Source organism: Streptomyces sp. NPDC048258, from assembly GCF_043201995.1.
Classification (GTDB): Bacteria; Actinomycetota; Actinomycetes; order Streptomycetales; family Streptomycetaceae; genus Streptomyces.
Genome location: NZ_JBICZH010000004.1, coordinates 300,192 through 321,638, shown reverse-complemented (window position 1 = coordinate 321,638; position 21,447 = coordinate 300,192). Strand labels below are relative to the sequence as shown.

Annotated in this window: 16 protein-coding genes; 6 read left to right on the top strand and 10 right to left on the bottom strand. The window is 73.5% G+C overall.

What is annotated here, in order from left to right:
* Positions 1–53: 53 nt before the first annotated feature.
* The 4 genes from ACGFYQ_RS12110 to ACGFYQ_RS12095 all read right to left on the bottom strand — a co-directional run bounded on the left by ACGFYQ_RS12110 (position 54) and on the right by ACGFYQ_RS12095 (position 7,113).
* Entirely contained in the window at positions 54–1,019 is a 966-nt protein-coding gene (locus ACGFYQ_RS12110; protein ID WP_393742697.1) for a hypothetical protein, read from the bottom strand.
* A gap of 39 nt (positions 1,020–1,058) precedes the next feature.
* Complete coding sequence (locus tag ACGFYQ_RS12105) at positions 1,059–2,498, bottom strand: cytochrome P450 (RefSeq protein WP_393742695.1); 1,440 nt, start codon at positions 2,496–2,498, stop codon at positions 1,059–1,061.
* Between the two features lie 85 nt (positions 2,499–2,583).
* Positions 2,584–3,390: a hypothetical protein gene (locus tag ACGFYQ_RS12100; RefSeq protein WP_393742693.1), complete on the bottom strand. Its 807-nt coding sequence runs from the start codon at positions 3,388–3,390 to the stop codon at positions 2,584–2,586.
* Positions 3,391–3,552: 162 nt separating this feature from the next.
* Positions 3,553–7,113: a S8 family serine peptidase gene (locus ACGFYQ_RS12095; RefSeq protein WP_393742691.1), complete on the bottom strand. Its 3,561-nt coding sequence runs from the start codon at positions 7,111–7,113 to the stop codon at positions 3,553–3,555.
* Positions 7,114–7,284: 171 nt separating this feature from the next.
* Here ACGFYQ_RS12095 and ACGFYQ_RS12090 point away from each other — a divergent pair, with 171 nt between their 5' ends.
* The 4 genes from ACGFYQ_RS12090 to ACGFYQ_RS12075 all read left to right on the top strand — a co-directional run bounded on the left by ACGFYQ_RS12090 (position 7,285) and on the right by ACGFYQ_RS12075 (position 12,326).
* Positions 7,285–8,766 (top strand): MFS transporter, encoded by a 1,482-nt coding sequence (locus ACGFYQ_RS12090; protein ID WP_393742689.1) that lies wholly within the window; start codon positions 7,285–7,287, stop codon positions 8,764–8,766.
* Between the two features lie 62 nt (positions 8,767–8,828).
* Positions 8,829–9,935, top strand: coding sequence for an agmatine/peptidylarginine deiminase (locus tag ACGFYQ_RS12085; protein ID WP_393742687.1), 1,107 nt, complete (start codon positions 8,829–8,831; stop codon positions 9,933–9,935).
* 9 nt (positions 9,936–9,944) lie between these two features.
* Positions 9,945–10,589, top strand: coding sequence for a DUF6629 family protein (locus ACGFYQ_RS12080; protein WP_393742685.1), 645 nt, complete (start codon positions 9,945–9,947; stop codon positions 10,587–10,589).
* A gap of 90 nt (positions 10,590–10,679) precedes the next feature.
* Positions 10,680–12,326 carry a GMC oxidoreductase gene (locus tag ACGFYQ_RS12075; protein WP_393742683.1) on the top strand — a complete coding sequence of 549 codons (1,647 nt, stop codon included), beginning with the start codon at positions 10,680–10,682 and terminating at the stop codon, positions 12,324–12,326.
* Positions 12,327–12,568: 242 nt separating this feature from the next.
* Here the strand turns inward: ACGFYQ_RS12075 and ACGFYQ_RS12070 are convergent, their stop codons facing one another.
* Genes ACGFYQ_RS12070 through ACGFYQ_RS12050 form a run of 5 tightly spaced genes read right to left on the bottom strand, consistent with a single transcriptional unit; the run spans position 12,569 to position 16,602 of the window.
* Positions 12,569–13,048, bottom strand: coding sequence for a carboxymuconolactone decarboxylase family protein (locus ACGFYQ_RS12070; protein ID WP_393742681.1), 480 nt, complete (start codon positions 13,046–13,048; stop codon positions 12,569–12,571).
* The gene (locus tag ACGFYQ_RS12065) at positions 13,045–14,127 is read right to left on the bottom strand and encodes a dihydrodipicolinate reductase (RefSeq protein ID WP_393742679.1); all 1,083 of its coding nucleotides are present in this window, start codon (positions 14,125–14,127) and stop codon (positions 13,045–13,047) included. Before ACGFYQ_RS12065 ends, ACGFYQ_RS12070 begins: the two co-directional genes overlap by 4 nt.
* A 55-nt stretch (positions 14,128–14,182) precedes the next feature.
* Positions 14,183–14,338: a DUF6126 family protein gene (locus ACGFYQ_RS12060; protein ID WP_393742677.1), complete on the bottom strand. Its 156-nt coding sequence runs from the start codon at positions 14,336–14,338 to the stop codon at positions 14,183–14,185.
* A 16-nt stretch (positions 14,339–14,354) separates the two neighbouring features.
* Positions 14,355–15,008 carry a helix-turn-helix domain-containing protein gene (locus tag ACGFYQ_RS12055; protein ID WP_393742675.1) on the bottom strand — a complete coding sequence of 218 codons (654 nt, stop codon included), beginning with the start codon at positions 15,006–15,008 and terminating at the stop codon, positions 14,355–14,357.
* Between the two features lie 58 nt (positions 15,009–15,066).
* Positions 15,067–16,602, bottom strand: coding sequence for an ATP-dependent DNA ligase (locus ACGFYQ_RS12050; RefSeq protein ID WP_393742673.1), 1,536 nt, complete (start codon positions 16,600–16,602; stop codon positions 15,067–15,069).
* Between the two features lie 189 nt (positions 16,603–16,791).
* Between ACGFYQ_RS12050 and ACGFYQ_RS12045 the strand changes: the two genes are divergently transcribed.
* Together ACGFYQ_RS12045 and ACGFYQ_RS12040 are read left to right on the top strand one after the other, a co-directional pair.
* Positions 16,792–19,515 carry an alpha/beta fold hydrolase gene (locus tag ACGFYQ_RS12045; protein ID WP_393742671.1) on the top strand — a complete coding sequence of 908 codons (2,724 nt, stop codon included), beginning with the start codon at positions 16,792–16,794 and terminating at the stop codon, positions 19,513–19,515.
* Entirely contained in the window at positions 19,512–20,408 is an 897-nt protein-coding gene (locus ACGFYQ_RS12040) for an ABC transporter permease (RefSeq protein ID WP_393742669.1), read from the top strand. Before ACGFYQ_RS12045 ends, ACGFYQ_RS12040 begins: the two co-directional genes overlap by 4 nt.
* A gap of 36 nt (positions 20,409–20,444) precedes the next feature.
* Here the strand turns inward: ACGFYQ_RS12040 and ACGFYQ_RS12035 are convergent, their stop codons facing one another.
* Positions 20,445–21,398, bottom strand: a complete 954-nt coding sequence (locus tag ACGFYQ_RS12035; protein WP_393743267.1) for a D-2-hydroxyacid dehydrogenase family protein — start codon at positions 21,396–21,398, stop codon at positions 20,445–20,447.
* Positions 21,399–21,447: the final 49 nt, after the last annotated feature.

Genomic DNA, 21,447 nt, shown 5'->3' with positions numbered 1-21,447 from the left:
CGACGGCCCTGTACGTCAACAGTCGACGGCCATGTACGTCGACGGCCTGCAGGTCAGCGCTCGTCGCCGAGCTGCGCCGCCGCCAGGGCGAGGCCGGTCGCCGCGGTGGCGCAGCGCCCGGCGAGGGTCGCCACCTCGGCGCGCAGGGCTTCGGACCGGGGCCCCCGCCAGGCCGGTGCGGCGGTCGTCGCGCGCAGCCGTACCGCGTGGGAGCGCAGCGCCGTGGCGTGGCCTCGCAGAGTGGCGGCCCGGTGCGGGTGGGCGTGCGGGCGGACGTGCGGGTGCGGCGCCCACGGCCGGAGCGCCGGCCGACGTTGAACGCGAGGAACGGACTGCGGCGCCTTCCCCGCGTCGCCGGCGGGCAGTCCCGGCCCGCGGTCGCAGAAGGCCCAGAAGGCGGCGCCCAGTCCGAGGAGAGGTTCGGCCGGCACGGCCCGGCCGGTGGCGACCTGCCAGCCGGCGTGGTCGTTGAACGGATTCGCGTCGGTCAGGGCCTTCCACGCCAGGATGTCGGCGAAGGCCGGGGCCAGCAGGGAGAAGGCGTGCTCGGCTCCCCGGTCGCGCATGATTCCGCGGAACAGGCGGACGGCCTCCGCCTGCCGGCCCTCCTCGACGGCCCTGAGGACCGCGGCCGCGCCGGGATCCCGCAGGAGTTCGGGGCGGGCCGCGCTCGCGGCCCGGATCCGGATCCGGAGCCCGCACACGGCGACGCTGACGGCGAGGCTCTCGCGGCCCGCCAGCATCCCCGCCAGCCGCCCGGCCCGCGCCACTCCCCGGCCGCGCGGGGCCCAGCCGAGGCCCGCCGGGTCCGTGAGCGTACGCAGCAGGGTGCGCCAGCCGACCCGGCGGTGGCCTCCCCGGGTGAGCGCGGCGGCGGGCAGTCGGCCGCCGAGGGCGAGGCCGGAGGCGTAGCGGGCGGCCTCGCCGACCGCGTCGGCGCACGCGGCGAGTTCGCGGCACAGGTCGTCGAGCAGGTCGACGTCCGCGTCGCTCGACGCGGAGGTCGCGGCGTCGGGCATGGCGTCCTCTCGTGTGGGGGGTGTGGGGGGTGTGGGGCGTCAGCGGCGGGTGAGGGTGAGCCGGATGCCGTGCGGGGCCAGCGTCGCGGGCAGCGGTCCCACCGGGTCCAGGACCGGTCGGCCGCTCGCGACCCGGTGGTCCCGCAGCACCTCGGCGCAGAACGCCGCCGTGAGCAACAGGCCCAACTGGTCGCCCGGGCACCGGGAGCCGCCGTGGCCGAAGGGCGCCATGCGGGTGTCCTGGTCCGCGGCCGGGTTCTTCCACCTGCCCGGCACGAACACGTGCGCGGCCGGTACCCGTTCGGGGTCTCGCTGGTGGAACGCGGCGGGCAGCAGTACGGAGGTACCGGCCGGATAGCGCACGCCCCGCCACTCGGTCTCGGTCCGGGTGACCCGGATCAGGTCGGGCACCACCGGGTACAGGCGCAGGGATTCCCGTACGCAGGCCCGCAGCCTGGGCAGTTCGCCCCGGGCCGCGCCCCCGGCCGCTTCGGCGGCGGCGGTGTCCTGTTCGGCCGGGTGCGCTCCCAGCAGGAGCAGGGTCCGCAGCAGTGTGGCGGGGAGGGAGTCCAGGGCCAGCAGCCACTGGTGCGCCTGGCCGGAGGGGTCCGGGACGCCGGCCGGTCCGGCGTGGCGGGCGGCCAGGCCCAGGAGGGTGTGCGCGTCGGCCTGCCGGGCGTACTCCTGGATGCGGCGGCCGGCCCGGGCCCTGCTCTTGGTGCGCGACTGCCCGAGCCAGCCCGCGAGCTCCTCGTCGGCGGCGGCCGCGTCACCGAGGACGATCCGGCGGGCGGCGCGGCCCACGGCGTACCGGGCGCGGGCGAGTTCGAGGGTGCCGGAGGCGGTCAGATGCCGGGCCTCTTCGGCGACGGTCTGCAGGAAGGGCTCGCAGGAGGGGTGTACGGGGACGCCGGCGGCCAGTACGTCGGTGGCGGTCTGCCGCTGCTCCGAGCCGGGTTCGGCGTGGGCGCAGCCGAGGCCGGCGGTCTGCGGCGGGTCCGCCGCGAGGACGCTCAGGGGTTCGGCGTAGAACCGGCACACGTCCGCGGGGGCGAGGAGGACGAGAATCTCCGTGCCGGACCGGTCCCGTACGAGCAGGGGCGCGTCGCCGTGGCGGGCCCGCAGGGCGCGCAGGACGGCGGCGGAGGCGCGCGCCGTGCCGGGGCGGGCCCGGGCGGGGACGAAGCCGCGGACGAGGGCGACGGTGCGCGGAAACGATTCTTTTACGGTGCTCCGCCGGCCGGGAGCTTCCGCGCCGAGGCCTCGCACGCCCGGCCCGCGGTCCGCGAGGGGGGTTCCGCCCCGGGGCGTGCGACCGGATCTCCCGGCGGCCGGGCGGGGCCACGGGTAACCGGCGGTCGGCGCGGCGATCACACGGGCATCGCCCGGCGCGGGACGCACCGGCAGCCCGGTCCGCTCCGCGAGAGCCCGTACCCGGGCCCTGAGCCCGTCGAGGGCGGCCCCTTGGACCGTACGCATCCGGGTACCTCCGCAGCTGGGACGACAACGGTCGGTGACATCGGCTTCACCGTACGTCGCCCCCGCGGACCCCGCGCTCCGAGCGCTACGGCAGGGCGAAGGCGGCGGCGCGGAAGGCGGTGCGCAGGGTGGTGTCGCGGGTGGTCGGGAGGAGGAGGGCCCAGCGGCGGTGGCGCGGGGAGATCCACAGGGCCGGGCCGCCGGGCGCCGGGGCCGGGTGGGTCCAGACGCCGTGCGGGGCCGGGTGCCACAGGAGGCCGCGGGCCGGGGTCAGTTCGCCGGTGCGGATGCGCAGGGACTCGGTGGTCCATGCGCGGGTGATGCCCGCAGGCCCGCCCGGGGCGCCCGGGCCGTCCGGGTCCACCGGGTCCACCGGGTCCACCGGGTCCACCGGGTCCACCGGGGAAAGAAGGTGGCGCAGGAAGCGGACGAGGTCGGCGAGCGGCGCGCGGAGGGTGTCGTCGGCGAACCGGGTGCGGGTCATGCCCAGGGGGTGCCAGACGCGGGTGGCGGCGAATTCGGCGAGGGGGCTGCCGGAGAGGTGCTCGGCGAGGCGGGTGAGGGTGAGGGCGGCCGTCCCGTCTGTGTGCGTGAGCAGGTGGTGGGCGGTGGTCCCGGCGGGGGTTCCGGCGGCGGCCTCGTCCCCGTAGGCGGCGAGCGGTGTGTGCAGCCGCAGCGCGCCCTCCTCGACGAGGCTCCCGATGGCGGGCCACAGGGCGAGGACGGCGACGAGCCCGCCGACGTCGAGGTCCGCGGCTCCGGGGTCCCCCTGGTCCCCGGAGTCCGAGGCCGCCTCGACGCCCTCGGCGCCGCCGACGGCCCAGACCGCCCCGGGATCGGCGGACCCCACGAGGGCCCGGATGTCGTCGGCCTGGTCGCTCAGGAGCGTCATGGTTCCTCACATTAACGAGCCCGCCGCGCCTCCCCCGGCGCGTCGGGCCACAGTCGGCGGGCCCGCCACCCGAATGCCCGGGCCGGTGCCCGGAGGGTCGGGCTTGAGACGCCCGAAAGGGCGGGGCGCTCCGTCCTGCGCCCCGCCCCCTCGACCGGCCGGCTAGTTCTTGTCGGGGCGGTCGGTCACGCGCAGGGTGTTCAGCAGGGGCTTGCCGAATCCGGTGTGCGTGACGAAGCGGACGTTGAGCACCCCGTCCGTCACCGTGACCGTGTATGTACGGGTCAGGGCCGTGTACGTGCCCGCCTCCAGCGAGATGTCCAGGGAGGGCAGGACCTGCGTGCCCTCGGCCAGGACGTCGAAGACGCGCTTGTTCGGCTTGGTGGAGGAGAGCTCCGCGAAGCCCAGCTCCACCGTGTACGTCCCGTTGGGCACGTTGTCGAAGCGGTACTCGTACATGCCCTCACGGGCGTTGCGCAGCAGCCTCTGGTCGTCCGTACCGGCGATGGTGCGGCCGGTGGACTGGACGGACGTGTTGCCCTGGTAGCCGTAGGAGCCGGCCGTGTACTTGCGGTCCGGGGACCAGCCGTCGCCCAGCGTGTCCGTGCTCGCGTATCCGGAGCCCGCGTCCAGGGCGACCTGGTAGCGCGGGACGACCAACTTGACCGGGACGGTGAGCACGGGGGTCCGGCCGCTCGCCGACGAGATCTTCAGGTCCGCGGTCAGGACCGTCCCCGGGGTCAGTCCGGCCGTGTCCACCGCGAGGGTGAGAGAGGTCCTGCCCCCTGTCGGAAGACTGCCGCTCCCCGGTGTGGCCGTCAGCCAGGCCGCGTCCTCGGCCACCGTGAAGGCCGTACCGAGTCCGGGGTTGGTCAGGTCCAGGGTCCGGGTCCGCTGCTGGTCCGCCGGGAGGACGACCTCCACGGAGGGCCGCGAGGCCGTGACCCTGCCGGTGCGCAGCGACTGCGTCACCGTCGTGACGTCGGCCGCCTTGACGTCGACCGTCGCCTGCGCGGATTCATAACTCGGAGCGGCGAGGGAGACGGCCCGCGAGCCGGACGGGCTCTGGACCACGTAGCCGCCGTCCGCCGCGGTGGTCGCGGAGACCGCCGTGTCGCCCGTGCCGACGGTCACCGTGGCGCCCGCGACGCCGTTGCCGTCGTTGGCGTCGAGGACCCGGCCCGCCACCACACCGCTCCTGGTGGTGCGGAAGGCGATGGACAGGCCGTCCGTGATGACCGGGGTGTTGAAGGAGTACTTGAAGGCGTCGGTGCCGGTGGCGTTCTCCACGCCGACCGTGGCCGTGGAACCGCCCTTGATGCCGGTGCCGCCCGTCCCCTTGTAGGAGTACGAGACGGTGCCGTCCTCGCCGATCGCCGCCGCGAAGGAGAACTTCTCGGCCTGCGCCGACCAGTGGGACACCTCGCGCCACTCGATCACGTAGGCGCGGTGCGGGGCGGTGCCGGTGACCGCGGTGAAGACGCCGGATCCGCTGCCCGCCGCGCCGACGACCAGGTCGTCCCAGAAGGGGTAGAGCGCGGCGTTGGGGGTGGCCGCGCTCGGCAGGTCCCCGTTGACGTCGGCGGTGTTGTTGCCGCCGAAGCTGACGGTGCCGTTCGTGCCGATCCAGGCCTGGCCGTACGTCTTGCCGTACAGCGGCAGCGGGAAGGGGAGGTCGACGCGCTCGGTGGTGTTGTCGCCGGTCAGCGCGAGCTGCCGGGTGCCCTGGGTGTACGGGCGGCCGTTCGCGGTGGCGCAGGCGTAGCCGTAGCCGTCGGTGCGCTCGGGCAGGGTGACGGCGACGGTGGTGTCGCCGGCGACGGTGGCCTTGGCCGTGCCGCCGGTGACGCAGCGGGAGGCGTGGGTGGCGTTCACGTCGTAGGTGCCGTGCGGCAGGGTGACCTCGAAGCGGCCCTGCGCGTCGGTGGTCGCGGTCACCGGGGTGTCCGCGATGGTGACGGAGGCGCCCGCGGCGGGTCCGGTGGCGGCGGAGACCGTACCGGTGAGCTTGCCGGAAGGGGCCTGGGTGAGGGTGAAGTCGCCGGTGGCGGTGGCGTTCTCGGTGACCGCCACGGTCGCGCTCTGCGGCCCGTAGCCGAACTTGGCGGCGGTCAGGCTGTAGTCGCCCACCGACAGGGCGGCGAACTTGTAGGTGCCGTCGGCCGCGGTGGTCGTCGTACGGTCGATCGGGCCGTCGGCGGTCACCTTGGCGCCCGCGACGGGCTCGCCGCCGGAGCGGACGGTGCCGGCGAGCGCGCCGATCGCGCCGCGCGGGGCGGCGTTCACGGCGGCGAGCGCGTCGAGCCTGCCCTCGCCGAAGACGTTGTTGTCGGCGGCGCTGCCGCCGCACTGGCCGCTGTCGGTGTCCTGGGCGGTGCCGTCCAGGAGCGATTCGGTCTGCGCGATGTCGCCTTCGAGGGCGGGCGCGGCGGACCAGAGCAGGGCCACGGCCGCGGCGGTGTGCGGCGAGGCCATGGAGGTGCCGGAGAAGGCCTCGTACCCGCCGCCGGGGACGGAGGAGCGCACGTTCACGCCGGGGGCGGCGATGTTCGGCTTGATGACACCGCCGGGACCGGCGCCGCGCGAGGAGAACGACGCGATGGCGTTGTTGATGTCGAAGGCGCCGGAGCTGTAGGAGCTCGCGTAGTCACCGGGTGAGCCGCTGGTGGCGCAGCCGGGCCCGGAGTTGCCGTTGGAGAAGGCCGGGAAGATGCCGGCGGCCCGCCAGGTGTCGACGATCTGCTGGTACCAGTCGTCGTGCGCGGCGCTGCCCCAGGAGTTGTTCACGATGTGCGGGGCGAGGTCGGGGCGCGGGTTCTGGCCGCTCGGATCGGTCGGGGCGACGATCCACTGGCCGGAGGCGAGCAGGGAGGCCTCGGAGCAGGAGTTGGTCTCGCAGCCCTTGGCGGCGATCCACTTGGCACCCGGGGCGACGCCGATCTTGTTGGCGCCGCCGTCGTCGCCGACCATCGTGCCCATCGTGTGGGTGCCGTGGTCGTTGTTGTCGCAAGGAGCCGCCGCGGGGCAGACTCCCGCCGGGTCGAACCAGTTGTAGGCGTGGGTGTAGGTGCCGTCCGCGTTCTTGCCGCGGTACTGGTTGGTGACGGCCGGGTGGGTGTGGTCCACCCCGCTGTCGATGTTGGCGACGACGATGCCCTCGCCGCGCACTCCGGCCTGCTCCCAGACCTGGGGCGCCTTGATGCGGTCGATGTTCCACTCGACGGCGTCGGCCGCGGCCTGCTCCCGCTTGCCCTCGGCGGGTTTGGGCAGGTCGACCTTGTCGTCGGCGTCGATCCGGGACACCTCGGGGCGCTGCGCGAGGGTGCCGGCGAGCTTCTCGCCGCCGACGACGCGGACGGCGTTCACGATCCAGTACGAGGTGTATTCGGCCTTGGCGCCGTCGAGGGCCTTGACCAGCTCGGCCTGGCTGCGCGCGGCGTGGTCCTTCTTGGCCTTCAGCACCGTCTCGGCCTTGGCGGCGCGGGTCTGCTGCTTCGCCGCGGCGCTGAGGTCGGCGGCGCTGTCGAGGTAGACCCAGAAGACGGCCTTGGCGGAGTCGTCGAGCTGGCCGCGGAGCTTCGGTTCGATCTTGCGCTCGGCCGCGCTCGGGGTGGGGCCGGGGTCGGGCGCGGCGGCGGCGACGCCCGCGCCGAGGGGGAGTAGCAGGACCGAGGTGAGGGCGGCGAGCGCCGCGCGTAAGGGTCGCCTGTCGGGTTGGGCCACGTGTTGTCTCCTCGTACACCGGGTGCGGGTTGTGCGGGAAAGACGTGCGGGATGTGCGCGGGTCATGGTGATTCAGTGCCATGTTCATTACAAGAGGGCCTAATGAGCCGCGCACCGGGCCGCGCCCCGCGTCCGCTGGCCCTTCCCCGCCGCCGGGGCCAGCCTGAAGGCATGACCACACCCGCCGAACCGCCCGAGCCGGGCGTCCCGCTCGCGTCCGCGCGGGGCCGCTGGATCCTGCTGACCACCGTGCTCGGGTCGAGCATGGCCCTGTTGGACTCGACGGTGGTCAATGTCGCCCTCCCGCGCATCGGGGAGGACCTGGGCGCCGATCTCGCCGTGCTCCAGTGGACGGTGAACGCCTATCTGCTGACCCTGGCCGGACTGATCCTGGTCGGCGGCGCGCTCGGCGACCGCTTCGGGCGCCGGCGGGTCTTCGTGATCGGCGTCGTGTGGTTCGCGGTGGGCTCGCTGCTGTGCGGAATCGCGCCCAACGCCGGAGTCCTGATCGGCGCCCGGGCCCTGCAGGGCATCGGCGGGGCCCTGCTGACCCCCGGCTCCCTCGCGCTGATCCAGGGCTCGATCCGCGCCGGCGACCGGGGCCGGGCGGTGGGCCTGTGGTCGGGGCTGGGCGGGGTCGGGGCGGCCGTGGGGCCGTTCCTCGGCGGCTGGCTGGTGGACGGGCCCGGCTGGCGCTGGGTGTTCCTGCTGAACGTGCCGCTGGCCGCGCTGTGCGTCCCGGTCGCGCTGCGCCACGTACCCGAGTCCCGGGACCCGCACGCGCGCGGACGGTTCGACGTGCTCGGCGCGGTGCTGGGCGCGGGGTCGCTGGCGCTGCTCACGTACGCGCTGATCGAAGCGGGGTCGGCTGCCGCGCCGGTGACCGCCGTGGGCGGCGTACTGCTGGGCGTCGCGTTCGTCTACGTCGAGCGGCGGCGGGCCGATCCGATGGTGCCGCCGTCGATCTTCGCCTCGCGGCAGTTCACGGCCGTCAATCTGGTCACCCTGTGCGTCTACGCGGCCTTCTCCGGCTTCTTCTTCCTCGTCGTGCTCCAGCTCCAGGTGGTGTCCGGGTACTCCGCGCTGGCCGCCGGGGCCGCGCTGCTGCCGACGACCGTGCTGATGCTGCTGCTGTCGGCCCGCTCGGGGGAGTTCGGGGAGCGGATCGGCCCGAGGATCCCGCTGACGGTGGGGCCGTTGCTGTGCGCCGCCGGGACGCTGCTGACGCTGCGCGTGGGGCCGAACGCCTCGTACGCGGCGGACGTGCTGCCCGCGATGGTGGTGATGGGCATGGGCATGGTGACCCTCGTGGCCCCGCTGACGGCGACCGTACTGGCCTCGGTGGACCCGGGCCGGGCGGGGCTGGCGAGCGGCATCAACAACGCCGCGGCGCGGGCGGCCGGGCTGCTCGCGGTGGCGGCGCTGCCGCTGCTGGCCGGGATGGGGCCCGAGGCCTACCGCTCGGCGGAAGAGTTCGACGCGGCCTTCGACCGGGCCATGCCCTGGTGCGCGGGGGTGCTGGTGGTCGGGGCGGCCTTGGCCTGGGCGACCGTACGGACCCCCGTGCCCGGCGCGCCGCACCCGCAGTGCCGCACCCAGTGCGCGATGACCTCTCCGCCGCTCGAACCCCCGCGGGAGGAGAGCACACCTTGACTGAAAATTCAGTCAATGCCACAGTGCCGTCACCTCTCCTTCCCCCTCCTTCGGAGGTTCGCATGAATCCCAGCCGCAGAACGGTGCTGCGATCGGCGGGTGCCGGCGCCGCCGGACTGGCCCTCGGGACCCTCGCGCCACCTCCCACGCAGGCCGCCGCCCGACGGATGACCGTGCCGCCCGACGACGTGCGGCACGTGCGGACCTGGATGGCCTGGCCCTCCAGCCGCGCGATCTGGGGCCGCGACCTCGCCGGGGTCCAGCAGGACATCGCCCTGATCGCCCGCACCGTCGCCCGCTACGAGCCGGTGCTGATGTGCGCGGCGGACGAGAGCTCGGCCGCCACCGCCCGGGCACGCTGCGGCTCCGCCGTCACCGTCATCTCCTCGATCCCGGTCGACGACCTCTGGATGCGGGACACCGGCGCGGTCTTCCGCCGCGACGGCGCCGGGGCGGTGGACTCGATCGGCCTGAACTTCAACGGCTGGGGCGCCAAGCAGACCCACCGCAAGGACGCCGAGGTGGCCCGGCTGCTCGCCGCCCACGAGTCCCTGCCCTTCACCGTCGCCGATTTCGTGGGCGAGGGCGGCGCCGTGGAGACCGACGGCGACGGGACCCTGATGGCCACCGAGAGCAGCCTGGTCAACAAGAACCGCAATCCCGGACTGAGCCGCGCCCAGGTCGAGGCCGAGGTGCTCGCCGCCTACGGCGCGGACAAGATGATCTGGGCACCCGGGATCAAGGGCCAGGACATCACCGACGACCACATCGACGTGACCTCCCGCTTCGTGCGCCCCGGCGTCGTGATGGTCCAGGTGCCGCCCGCCGACCGCACCGACATCTGGGCGAAGGACGCCCGCGAGCAGCTCGCCATCCTGTCCGCGACCACCGACGCCAAGGGGCGCCGGCTCCAGGTCATCCGGGTGGACGGACCGCGGACCCTGCGCTCGGACAACCCCGACTTCGTCGACTCGTACCTGAACTTCCACCTCGTCAACGGCGCTGTGATCACTTCCCAGTTCGGCGACGAGGCCAGGGACGCGGGAGCCCGGCAGGCGCTGGCCGCCGCGTTTCCCGGGCGCGCCGTCGTGCAGCTCGACGTGGACCGCCTGATGGGCGGCGGCGGGGGCATCCACTGCTCGACGATGCAGCAGCCGGCCGCGCGGTGACGTAACGCCATGTGCTGGAGCGCCACGGCCGACCTGACGGCGGGCACGGTCGTCACCGCCGTCGGACTCGTGTGCGTGGTGCTCGCGGCACGCGCGCGGCGGGCCCGCGACCTGCCCGTCGCCGTGCTGCCCCTGCTGCTGGGCGCGCACCAGCTGATGGAGGCCGCCGCCTGGAATTCGGGCGGCGGCTGCTCCCCCGCCGCCACCGCCTGGGCGGTGATCGCCCTGCCCCTGCCGGCCGTGTGGGTGCCGGTCGGGGTGCTGTGCGCGGCCGCGCCCGCGGTCCGGCGCCGTCTGTGGGCGCCGGTGGCCGTCGGCCTCGCCACCGGCGCGGTCCTCTCGTACGCCCTCGCGACCCGGCCGGTCACCGCGGAGCTCCGCGGACGCACGGTCGGCTACGGCGTGGACGTCCCGTACGCGCCGCTCGTCGTGGCGGGCTACCTCTTCGCCACCCTCGGCGCCCTGCTGCTCGCGGGCGACCGGCGGCTGCGGCTGCTCGGGGCCGTGATGGCCGCCGGGGCCGTGCTCTGCGCGGCGCTCTGGAGGCTTGAATTCGCCTCCACCTGGTGCGCGTTCGCCGCCGTCGCATCCTTGCTGATCCTGGGCTGGGCGGGCCGCCCGGAGGCCGCGGGCTCTGTGACGCGACCGGCTTGAAGTTACCAAGTTACCTAGAGGTATGTAGTGACTTCACACGCACGTAGCAGTAGAACTCGTTCTCATTCAGCCAAGAGTGAGGAACGTCACATGAGTGAGAACGGCGTGCCCAGCAACGGTCCCAATGGATTCTCCCGTCGCGGATTCCTCGCAAGAACAGGTTCTATTATGGGGGCGGTGGCCCTCTCCGCTCACGTCACCTCCGCTTCCGCGGCACAGGCCGCCACCACCACCGCCCCGATCGGCGACGGAGCCCGCGTCCCGGTCCTGGTGATCGGCACCGGATACGGCGGATCCGTCGCCGCCCTGCGCCTGGCCCAGGCCGGCGTCGACGTGCACATGGTCGAGATGGGCATGGCCTGGGACACCCCCGGCAGCGACGGCAAGATCTTCGCCCACACCACCAATCCGGACTACCGCTCCTACTGGCTGCGCACCAAGACCAAGGCGCCGCTCAGCAACTTCCTCGGATTCCCGATCGACAAGACCGTCCCCAAGTACACGGGCATCCTCGACGCCGAGGAGATGGGCGGCATCATCGTCTACCAGGGCCGCGGGGTCGGCGGCGGCTCGCTCGTCAACGGCGGCATGGCCGTCACCCCGAAGCGGCAGAACTTCAGCTCCGTACTGCCCTCGGTGAACGCCGACGAGATGTACGACACCTACTACCCCCGGGCCAATGCCGGACTCGGCGTCGGCCTCATCGATCCGGCCTGGTTCGACACCGTCGCCTGCTACCAGTACGCCCGCGTCGGCCGCAAGCACGCCCAGCGCTCCGGCTTCCCCTTCGTCTTCGTCCCCGATGTATACGACTGGGACTACATGAAGCAGGAGGCGGCCGGCACCGTCCCCAAGTCCGCGGTCGACGGCGAGATCCTCTACGGGAACAACTACGGCAAGAAATCGCTCCAGCAGACCTACATCGCGGCGGCCAGGGCCACCGGCAAGGTCACCATCTCCCCCCTCCACCAGGTCACCTCGGTCGCCCCGGCATCCGGCGGCGGCTACACCGTCAGCATCAGCCAGCTCACCACCGACGGCGCCGTCACGGCGACCAAGACCGTCACCTCCGACCGGGTGTTCTTCGCGGCCGGCAGCGTCGGCACCAGCAAGCTGCTCGTCAGACTGAAGGCCACCGGCGTCCTGCCGCTCCTGAACGACGAGATCGGCAAGGGCTGGGGCGACAACGGCAACGTCATGTGCGGCCGCGCCAACCACATGTGGGACGCGACGGGCAAGGTGCAGGCCTCGATCCCCTGCGGCGGCATCGACAACTGGGACGCGGGCGGCGCCTTCGCCGAGGTGGCGCCGCTCCCGACGGGGATCGAGACCTACGCGTCCTTCTACCTCTCCATCACGAAGAACCCGCACCGCGCCCGGTTCTCCTGGAACGCGGCGGCCGGCAAGGTCGAACTCGACTGGCAGACGGCGTGGAAGCAGCCGTCCATCGACATGGCCAAGACCATCTTCGACAAGATCAACTCGAAGGAGGGGACGATCTACCGGACCGACCTCTTCGGCACCAACAAGATCTGGGGCGACCACCTCACCTACCACCCGCTCGGCGGCGCCGTGCTGAACAAGGCCACCGACAACTACGGGCGCCTGCACGGCTACACCGGCCTGTACGTGATCGACGGCGCGCTCATCCCCGGCAACACCAGCGTCAACCCGTTCGTCACCATCACGGCCCTCGCCGAGCGCAACATCGAGAAGATCATCGCCACCGACCTCTAGTGCTGTGACCGGCAAGGTTCACCGGGTCGCGGCGCCCAGCACGGCACCTCGCCGCGTTGTCGGACCGCGCAAGTACGTCCAGTACGAGCCGCGGCCCTCCGCCTTGCGATGCACCGCACCTGGGGGCACCTCCCAGCGGTAGCTGGGGGAGCCGCGCCCCGGCAAACCTTTCCGGCCACAGCACCAGGTCGGCACACCGAAGCCGGGGCCGATCGGATCCACCGAGCGGCCCCGGGTCCATGTCAGTGACCCGGCAGCACGCACACGCTGTCGAGGCCGAGCACGTGGTTGAGCCGGCCGAAGGCCAGCCAGGACCCGATGCTCATCGTCAGTTCCACGATCTCCAACTGGCTGTAGTGCGCGGTCATCCGGTCCCAGAACTCGTCGTCGAGTCCGTGGTGGTCGAGGGTGTACCGCTCGGCGTACTCCGCCGCCAGCCGGGTGCGGTCGTCGAAGGCTTTCGTCGTGCGCCACTCGGTGACCGCGTCGGAGAACTCCTCCTCGACCTTCTCCCCCTCCCGTTCGGTGCGCCAGTCCAGGCAGAAGACGCACCCGTTGATCTGCGCGACGCGCAGCCGGGCGGCCTCGAACTCGCGCAGGCCGAGGGTGGTGTGGGCGTACACCGACAGGGAGAAGTTGGCGGCGGCCATGCCGATGCCGGGGACCATGTCGCCCCACACGTACTCGATCGGGTGCTGGCCTTCGGGGATGTCGATCCTCATGACTGTTTCCTTCCGAGTTTGCCTACGGCGGGGCGCAGCGGGATGTCGAGGGCGTCGTAGAGGCCGGGTTCCGCCTCGGTCAGCCAGTCGATGGCGCTCACCAGGCGCCCGACGGCGGTGGCGTTGCCGCCGGCGGAGCGGTTCTCGCCCTCGTCGGTGGCCTCGATGGTGACCTCGATGCGGGGGCGGCCTTCGATGACGACCCGGTGGGCGCCGTCGCCGCCGACGGGCGGCGACGGCCAGTCCGGAGCGCAGGAGGCGTGGATGCGGGTGACGTGCTCGATGACGATGCGGGGCTCGCCCTCGACGATGCCCTGCACCTCGAAGCGGATCGCCCCCTGCGTGCCGGCCTCGAACGCGCCCATCGTCCTGGTGGTCACGGTGGTGTCGAGCGCGCGCCGGTCCGACGTCTCGCGGATCTCGTCGAGTTCGACGCCGAGGGCCCGGGCCATCATGCGGATCTGGCCGCCCCACACCATGGTCGGGACCGAGGGCATGAGCATCATCGGCTCGTAGTCCATGGGATGGCCCATGCCGACGAGGTGGCGGACGGAGTCCGGCTGGTCGTAGGTGGAGTAGTCGAAGATCTCCTGGCAGCGGATGACGTCGACGGTGGTGCCGAGTCCGCTGAGCAGGAGCGGGAGTACGTCGTTGCCCCAGCCGGGGTCGACGCCGGAGGCGAACAGCGAGCCGCCGCCCTCCGCGATGGCGGCCAGCACCGGATCACGGAACTCCGGCGGGGCGCTGCGGTGGTCGTACAGCGGGTACAGCGCGGGGCTGACGACGACCGCGCCGGACCGGATCGCCCGGGTGATGTCGATGAGGGCGTCGTCGGGGCGGACGTCCCCGGAGGCCGCGTACACCACGGCCTGCGGGCGGGCGGCCAGTACGGCCTCGATGTCGTCGGTGGCCTCGACCCCCAACGGATGGCCGAGACGGCCGAGTTCACCCGCGTCGCGGCCGACCTTGGCTGGATTGTGGACGATGACTGCGGCGAGCTTCAGCGCGGGATGGGCCTCGACGGCGCGGATGGCCAAACGGCCGACGTTGCCGGTACCCCAGACAACCGTGGAAATCATGCGCGGAGGGTAGCTACAGGACCTGCACCTTTCCAGAGTCGTGCGGCCCGGAAGGTTACTGGTTGTCGGCGCCCAGCACGAACAGGAGGTAGACGAAGAAGGCGAAGAGGTGGCCGACGAACAAGTAGGCGATCAGCCGGATCACCAGACCGCGCGGGAACTTCGATTCGATGCGCGCCCGGATGGTCACGGGGTTCTCTCCTTGGGACATGCGTACCGCTCCTCTGCTATCGGTGGTGCGTGGAGGTGGTGGTTCCGCCCAGACACAGCCCGGCGAGGCTGCTCTGCAGCAGGGTGTGGACGAACAGCAGGTCGGCTCCGCCCCCGGAGGCCGCACCGATCCGGTGCGGGGTGAGCGAGTCGAAGTGCGCGCTGTCCCCCGGCTCCAGCAGGTACTCGGCATCCCCCAGGTGCAGCCGCAGCCGCCCGCCCAGGACGTACAGCCACTCCTCGCCGGGATGTACGCGGACCAGCTCGCCCTGACTGCGGCCCTGCGGGACGTGCACGCGCAGCGCCTGCATCCCGCGCCCGGAGCCCCCCGCCTGCCAGTACGTCCACCCGTCGGCCTCCCGGGCGCCCGGACCCCCGGCCCGTACGATGGGATCGGCCACGGCGGGGGTCTCGCCGAGCAGCTCGGAGACGGTCGTACCGTAGGTGCGGGCGAGCGCGAGCAGCAGCGGCAGCGAGGGCTGACGCCGGCCGGTCTCCAGCCGGGACAGGTGGGCGGGCGAGAGCCGGGCCCGGGCCGCGGCGGCCTCCAGGGTGAGTCCGGCGCGGCGGCGCAGGTCCCGCAGTTGCGGAGCCACGGCGGGCAGCTCGTCGGCGGGGACGGCTTCGGGGTGAGCCGCGTCTTCGGGGCCGGGGGCAGGACCGGGTTTCATGCCCCGATTGAGTCAGAATCTTGCCTTCGTGGCAATGCGTCTTGCCTCTGAGGCAAATTCATCCTGAGCCGCCCTGTTCCAGCACCGTCTCCACCGTGTCGGCCTGGTCCGCGCTCTTGTCCGGGCGGTGCCTGAGCACCCGCGCGAAGCGCAGCGCGATCCCGGCCGGGTAGCGCGGGGAGCGCTGCAGGCCGTCGTACGCGATCTCCACGACCAGTTCCGGCCGTACCCGGACGGTGAAGCCGTCGTCCGAGGTCGCGAGCGCGCGCAGCGCCTCGGTCTGCCAGCGCAGCATCTCGTCGGTGAGCCCCTTGAAGGTCTTGCCGAGCATGGCGTACGTCCCGTCGGCGGCCCGCGCTCCCAGGTGCAGGTTGGACAGCAGCCCGGTGCGCCGTCCGTGGCCCCATTCGGCGGCGAGGACGACCAGGTCCAGGGTGTGCACGGGCTTCACCTTGAGCCAATTCTTGCCGCGCCGGCCGGCCGCGTAGGCGGAGCCGAGGCCCTTGACCAGCACCCCCTCGTGGCCGCGGCGCAGGGCCTCGGCCCAGAACTCCTCGGCCTCGGCGGCCTGCGCCCGCACGTCCTCGACCGCGAGTCGGCGGACCCGGGCGTGCTCGGGCACGAGTGCGGCGAGGGCCTCGTACCGCTCGCGGACCGGGAGGTCGAGCAGGACGTGGTCACCGGTGACCAGGACGTCGAAAAAATAGGGGACCACCGCGAGCGTCCGCCGGGCGGCCTCCACGTCGACGCGGGAGCCGACCCGGCTCGCGATCTCCTGGAAGGGGACCGGGCGGCCGTCCGCGGCCCGGCCGATGACCTCTCCGTCGAGGATGAACCGTTCCCCCGGCAGCGACCGGGCCAGCTCGGCCACTTCCGGCAGCCGGTCGGTGATCTCGTCCAGGGAGCGCGTGTACACCCGTACCTCGTCCCCCTCGCGGTGGACCTGGACCCGGATCCCGTCGAGCTTCTCCTCCACCGCGCAGGGGCCGAGCGCGGCCAGGGCCTCGGCGACCGACTTGGCCGTGGCCGCCAGCATGGGCTGCACGGGCTGCCCGACGCGCAAGGTGACGTCCCGCAGCACCTGCGCCCCCTCGGCGAGGACGGCAGCGGCCACCCGGGGCAGCGACCCGTCGAGCATCACGGCCCGGCGCAGGTCGGCGGCCGGTACTCCGGCGGCCGCGGCCACGCCTTCCAGGGCCACCGCGTCGAGGGCTCCCTGGCGCACCTCCCCGGACAGCAGGCTGCGCAGGAACCGCTGCTCGGCCCCGGTCGCCGCGCCGAGCAGCCCGTGCAGGATCCGGCGGCGGCGCTCCTGCGATCCCGCGCCCGCGACGGTCGCCAGCTCCGTGACCGCCTCGTCGACGGCGCGGACGGTCAGGGTGGGCTCCGGCGCCGGTTCCACGTCCTGCGCGAGGGCGCGCCAGCCGATGCCCGGACGGCCCTGCGGGAGGCGCCCGGCCAGGTAGGAGATCACCAGCGCGGCCTCCTCCGGGGGCGCGGCGGCGAAGAGCTCCGCGAGCAGGGCGGTCTTCCGGGACCGGGCGGAGGTGTCGGCGACCTCCCGGGACACGCGCGCGACCTCGGCCAGCAGCATGCCGCCATCCTCCCGCCGGGCGGCCCGCCCCGCAGATCGGGAGGGCCTGCCCGCCGCGGACGGCGGGTGCGTCGGGCCGCCGCATACAGCGGGTGCGGTACGGGGGGCGGCCCGTGTACTCCTCGGGAAGGTGGTGACATCCCCCTGCGGGCGCTCGGGCGCGGGGCACCTGGCGATTAGGGTTCCCGTATGAAGCTCCGACTGCCCAGGCGCCGCCGGGACCGGCTGCTCGCCGGCGCCGCCGCGCTCGTCGTCGTCGCGGGAGCCGGGCCGTCGTTGGCGGCGGCCGCGGCCGTCGCCGGCGACGCGCCGACCGTGCACCGCCAGGACACCGTGCTGGACATGCCCGACGCCGCGATCGACACCTCTTACTTCACGGCCGGCGGTGGGGACGGCGGGGGGAAGAAACGTCCCGCTGTGCTCCTCGGGCACGGTTTCGGCGGCAGCAAGGACGATGTGCGCGCGCAGGCCGAGCGGTTGGCCCGCGACGGGTACGCCGTCCTGACCTGGTCGGCGCGCGGCTTCGGCCGCTCCGGGGGCCGAGTCGGGCTGAACGACCCGGAGTACGAGGTCAAGGACGTCTCCCGGCTCATCGACTGGCTCGCCACCCGGCCCGAGGTGCAGCTCGACGCGGACGGCGATCCGCGCGTCGGCGTGTCCGGCGCCTCCTACGGCGGCGCGGTCTCCCTGCTCGCCGCCGGGTACGACCGGCGGGTGGACGCGATCGCACCGCAGATCACCTACTGGAACCTGGCCGACTCCCTCTTCCCGAACGGTGTCTTCAAGAAGCTCTGGGCGGGTGTCTTCTTCACCACCGGCTCCGCCGGCGGCATGCAGCCCGCCCCGCGGGAACCGCAGGCTCCCGATCCGCTCGCCGCCCCCGGCTGCGGGCGGTTCCAGCCCGAGCTCTGCTCCATGTACGAGCGGGTCGCGGTCGCCGGGAAGCCCGACGCCGAGGCCCGCGCACTGCTGGAGCAGCGCAGTCCGTCGGCCGTCGGGGCCCGCATCAAGGTGCCGGCCCTCATCGTGCAGGGCCAGGACGACTCCCTCTTCCCGCTCGACCAGGCCGACGCCATGGCCAAGGCGATCGCGGCGAACGGCGCGCCCGTGTCCGTGGACTGGGCAGCCGGCGGGCACGACGGCGGCATGCGCGAGGCAGGCCGGGCCGAGGCCCGGGTCACGTCCTGGTTCGACCGCTACCTCAAGGGGGACGAGGGCGCGGACACCGGCCCGGCGTTCCGCGTCTCGCGCTCCGGCGGCATCGACTCCACCGACGGCCAGGTGCAGCTGCGCGGCGCGAGCGGCGAGCGGTACCCCGGACTCACCTCCGGCCCGGAGCGGTTCGCGCTGACCGGGCGCGAGCAGACCTTCGCCAATCCGGCGGGCGGCGCACCCCCCGCCCTGTCCTCGCTGCCCGGCATCGGCGGACAGCTCGCCGCCCTCGGAGCCGGGCTCTCGCTGGACTTCCCGGGGCAGAACGCCCGCTTCGAGTCGCAGCCGCTGGCCGAGGACCTACGGATCACCGGGACGCCGACCGTCACCCTGAAGGTGAGGTCGACGGCTGCGGACGGTTCGGCCGTGCTGTTCGGCAAGGTGTACGACGTCGGGCCCGACGGCCGCCAGCAGGTGCTGCCGAGTCAGCTGGTCGCCCCGGTGCGGGTGGAGGACGCGCAGCAGGGCAGGTCCGTCGAACTGAGGCTGCCCGCGATCGACCACTCCGTCGAGGCCGGGCACCGGCTGCGGCTGGTGGTCGCGGCGACCGATCTCGGCTACGCGACCCCGGCCGCGCCGGCCACCTACACCGTCTCGGCGGAGAGCCCCCTGGCCGTCCCCGTCGCCGCGGACGTACGCACCGCCTCGGCCGGGCTGCCCGCCTGGACGTGGTGGCTGCCGCTGGGCGCGGCGGCGCTGGCCGCGGCGCTGCTGGGGATCCGGCGGACCGGCCGGGGGCCCGTGGGGGTGCGGGGCGGCGTACCGGAGCCGGAGGCCGCGCTGGCCGACGTACCGCTGGAGATCACCGGACTGACGAAGCGGTACGCGAAGGCGGAGGACCGGTACGCGGTGCGGGACCTGTCGTTCCGGGTGGAGAAGGGGCAGGTGCTCGGGCTGCTCGGGCCCAACGGCGCCGGGAAGACCACCACCCTGCGGATGCTGATGGGGCTGATCTCGCCGGACGCCGGGGAGATCCGGGTGTTCGGGCACGCGGTGCGGGCCGGGGCGCCGGTGCTGTCGCGGGTCGGGGCCTTCGTGGAGGGCGCGGGATTCCTGCCGCACCTGACGGGCCGGGCGAACCTGGAGCTGTACTGGCAGGCCACCGGCCGACCGGCCGGGGACTCGCACATGGCGGAGGCCCTGGAGATCGCTGGGCTCGGCGACGCGCTGGAGCGCGCGGTGCGCACGTACTCGCAGGGCATGCGGCAGCGCCTGGCGATCGCGCAGGCCATGCTCGGGATGCCGGACCTGCTGATCCTCGACGAGCCGACGAACGGTCTGGACCCGCCGCAGATCCGGGAGATGCGGGACGTGATGATCCGCTACGCGGCGGGCGGGCGGACGGTCATCGTCTCCAGCCACCTGCTGTCGGAGGTGGAGCAGTCCTGTACGCACCTGGTGGTCATGGACCGCGGCAGGCTGGTGCAGGCGGGCGAGGTCGCGGAGATCACAGGCGGCGGGGACACCCTGCTGGTGACGCTCGCGGAGCCGGTGGACGAGACGGCCGTCGAGAAGGTCGCGGCGCTGGAGGGAGTGGGTTCCGTGGTGGCCGCCGATGACGGGCTCCTCGTACGGCTCGAAGGCGCGACGGCCGCCGGGCTGATCGCCGAACTCGTACGGCTGGAGGTGCCGGTGGCCGGAGTGGGACCGCACCGCCGGCTCGAGGACGCGTTCCTCACCCTGATCGGAGGTTCGGCATGAGCACGGTGAAGGCGGACGTCGTACAGGGGGGCGCGGGCGCGCAGGAGGTGGCCGCGGGCTACCGGGCGAGCCGTACGCTGCCGCTGCGCGTGGAGGCGCTGCGGCAGTGGCGCCGACGGCGGACGCTGGTGATGGGCGGGGTGCTGGCCGCGCTGCCCTTCATCCTGATCATCGCGTTCGCGGTGGGCGGCGGGCCCGGCAGCCGCAGCGGCGGAGACGGCCGGATCACCCTCATCGACACGGCGACGGCCTCGGGCGCGAACTTCGCCGCCACGTGTCTGTTCGTCTCCGCGGGCTTCCTGCTGGTGGTGCCGGTGGCGCTGTTCTGCGGGGACACGGTCGCCTCGGAGGCGAGCTGGTCCTCGCTGCGCTATCTGCTGGCCTCGCCGGTACCGCGGGCGCGGTTGCTGTGGAGCAAGCTGGTGGTGGCGCTCGGCTTCAGCCTGGCGGCGATGGTGCTGCTGCCGGTGGTCGCGCTGGCGGCGGGCACGGCCGCGTACGGGTGGGGGCCGCTGAAGCTTCCGACGGGTGGCGCGCTGCCCGTCGCGGACACGGTGCCGCGGCTCGCGCTGGCGGTCGCCTTCGTCTTCGTGTCGCAGCTGGTGACGGCGGGGCTGGCGTTCTGGCTGTCCACGCGGACGGACGCGCCGCTGGGCGCGGTGGGCGGCGCGGTGGGGCTGACGATCGTCGGGAACGTGCTGGACGCGGTCACCGCGCTCGGGTCGTGGCGCGAGTTCCTGCCGGCGCACTGGCAGTTCGCGTGGGCGGACGCCTTGCAGCCTCAGCTGGAGTGGGGCGGGATGGTCAAGGGGGCGGCGGTGTCGGTGTCGTACGCGCTGGTGCTGTTCGCCCTCGCCTTCCGGGGGTTCTCCCGCAAGGACATCACCTCCTGAGCGGAGACGCTCCGAGCGGAAGAACCCCGGAAGGGTTCAGGACAGTACACGGACGGGTGAGCCGTCGAGGAACGCCTGGATGTCCTCGACGGCTTCGCCGTAGTACGTGGCGTAGTTGGCCCGGGTCACGTAGCCGAGGTGCGGGGTCGCCAGCAGGCGCGGGGCGGTGCGCAGGGGGTGCGCAGCGGGCAGCGGCTCGACGTCGAACACGTCGATGCCCGCGCCCGCGATCCGGCCCGCGTGCAGGGCTTCGAGGAGCGCCGGCTGGTCAACGATCGCCGCTCGGGAGGTGTTGACCAGGTAGGCGGTCGGCCGCATCAGGGCCAGCTCGGCGGCGCCGATCAGGCCGCGGGTGCGCTCGCCGAGGGCGAGGTGGACGGAGACGAAGTCGCTGCTCGCCAGCAGCTCCTCCTTGGACGGCGCGAGCAGTACTCCGGCCGCTTCGGCCCGCTCCTTGGTGAGGTTCCGGCTGCAGGCCACGACCTCCATGCCGAAGGCGAGTCCGATCTGGGCGACCCGGCTGCCGATCTTTCCGAGGCCGAGCAGGCCGAGACGGCGCCCGTGCAGGTCGGCGCCGACGGTCTGCTGCCAAGGGCCGCCGTCGCGCAGGGCGGTGCTCTCCTGGACGAGGCCGCGCGCCAGGCCCAGCAGCAGGGCCCAGGTCAGTTCCACGGGCGGGGTGGAGGAGCTCGCGGTGCCGCAGACGGTGACGCCGTTGCGGGTGGCCGCGGCGTAATCGATGACCGAGTTGCGCATGCCGGAGGCGACGAGGAGGCGCAGGCGGGGCAGCCGGTCGAGGAGCGAGGCGGGGAACGGGACCCGCTCGCGCAGGGTGATGACGATGTCGAAGTCGGCCAGGCGTGCGGCGAGTACGTCCTCGTCGTCGGTGTGGTCGGGGAAGCTCACGACCTCGACCCGGCCGGCGAGGGGCGACCAGTCGGCGGCGGTCGGGCCCGCGCCCTGGAAGTCGTCGAGGAGGGCGCAGCGCAGCAGTTCACCGGTCACGTGCTCACCGGTGACGCGTTCACCGGTTACGGGC